Origin of the sequence: Paenibacillus sp. IHBB 3054 (genome assembly GCF_051594305.1) — a bacterium.
Classification (GTDB): domain Bacteria; phylum Bacillota; class Bacilli; order Paenibacillales; family Paenibacillaceae; genus Paenibacillus_AQ.
On the sequence record NZ_JBOFBG010000094.1, the window covers coordinates 1 to 1,945 of the forward strand.

The following is a 1,945-nucleotide window of genomic DNA, read 5'->3' on the forward strand; positions in this document are numbered from 1 at the left end:
TGTTTTCGGCATACTCAAATTGTATTTTCTCATCATTGGTGGCTTCAATCCGGATAAGACCCGTAGCATTATTAAAACCTATGGATTGTTGGAAATATTTAATTTCTTTTACCGGTAAGCCGTTTTCGAGAACCCTTACTCTTACATTGGGTTCATTAGATGGAGTTCCTGACCCATATGCCTTGTATTCAAAACTAATCACTCTTCCTAATGTATCCTCGATTCTATTCACATTTCCGTAGGAATTATAGTAATAAGTTATTGTATTGCCAAACCGGTCTGTTTGACTCATCATATCTGAACTAAAATACTCTCTCGATTTGTCTGGAAACACCAAGGTAGTACCTGAACTGCCGTGGGTAATTCTCACATCACCCGTGGGGTAATCCTTAAGTGTATAGTATGCATCCGATCCATCTGTCGGTTTTATAAATTTGGACTCATATTGACCACCTTTTCCGTCATTATAATAATCTCCTTTTAAGGAAGGTATATTAAATGTCCATCCAAGGCCCAAATAGTTATAACGTTGATCATCGTCCCATGCCCCGGTGTTAATGCTTCTTCCTTCGCTAGGGTCATACATGGTTGCAGGATAAAATTGACTCGCTACGTTGGATTGATAAATCACACCGAGATTTAGATCCAAGCCATCTTTTCCCGGCAGTCTGATCTGGTTGCTCCTCCAGGTAAGCATTCCGGTTATCGGATCGATGCTCTCTGTAGTATTTTGTTGGTCAGAAAATTGCTGATTAAATGTCTGATATTTATCCTTAAACCCCAGCTCGCTCATCGCATCGTCTATTGTGCCGCTGAGCGAAACCAATGCACTGTACTTAACCTTAGGCTGATCCGATGACACCAGCGGCCGTTCCTCATAGACCACATCTGTGACTCTAGGCATCAATAGTAAAGATGTTCGTTCTTCATCCTTGTACACTCCATCAGTTACCTTGGCCGGTACAGACTGTGCGTTTTCCAATCTGAGCTTATCCTCTATCTCTAGCCAGCTATCCTTGGATTTTTGCTTCAGTTCCCATAGTGTGAGCGAATCTTCATTATACATGTCATGCAGCAAGGCAATAGCATAGATATCGGAGATAGAAGCACCTAAGGCAAATAATTGCCGAATCTGTTCCAGGTCCAAGTTCACCTGTTTGTCATTGTAAAGCGCCGAATATTTCTGAAAAAGGGTCTTCACATCTGGCTCAGACATTACATCATAACCCTCAGCAGGCTGCTTCTCCAAGGTTTTCACACTCGACTTGGACTCAGCAATTTCATTCCCATCTGCGAAAAAGGGGCGCGCCGAGATTTCGGAGGTGGGTGTCGGTGCCAATGTGGGTGTGGGTGTGAATTCAGGTGGTACTTCACTATCCGTATGAGAGGTTGGTGATGGTGATGGTGATGGTGATGGACTAAGGAGTCCTCCGCCCTGGATTTCCATATTTCGAGGAGTCTCCACTTTATCTATAATGGTATTTTGTTGACTGCTTATGCCAGCAGCAATAGAAACTCCGGCCAAACTATCAAAGATTACAATAAAAATCAGTAGAAAAAGCGAAACTTTCTTGGACAAAGAATTACGACTCATAACTATCTCTCCCAAATTAAAATGAAATATATAGCTTGCACATGCTCTAACAGGTGGCAGCTAGTTCAACATTAAACGCGTTTTTGAATAAAACATGCAAATTTCGAATTGACACCAGTCGTTTAATACGGTGTGAACCAGAATCCAATGGGGTCATACTACGAGAACAATTTAGCAATTATCCATTTTGTTTAACTATCATTCATTTTTAGAGTCATGTTTTGTTATCTCTTCTATTTGCACCTCAGCTAACGATTAACATTACAAACTAAAGCCCCGACATATTTATTATCAGCATAGATATGCGTGATATAGCTTCCCACCTCAGAGTTATGTCTTTGAAAGAATACT

General features: G+C 41.1%; 1 pseudogene. It reads right to left on the reverse strand.

The annotated features are described in order from the left end of the window. A pseudogene (locus ACQ76X_RS35755) lies at nucleotides 1-1,594 on the reverse strand (hypothetical protein); the annotation flags it as partial. Nucleotides 1,595-1,945: the final 351 nt, after the last annotated feature.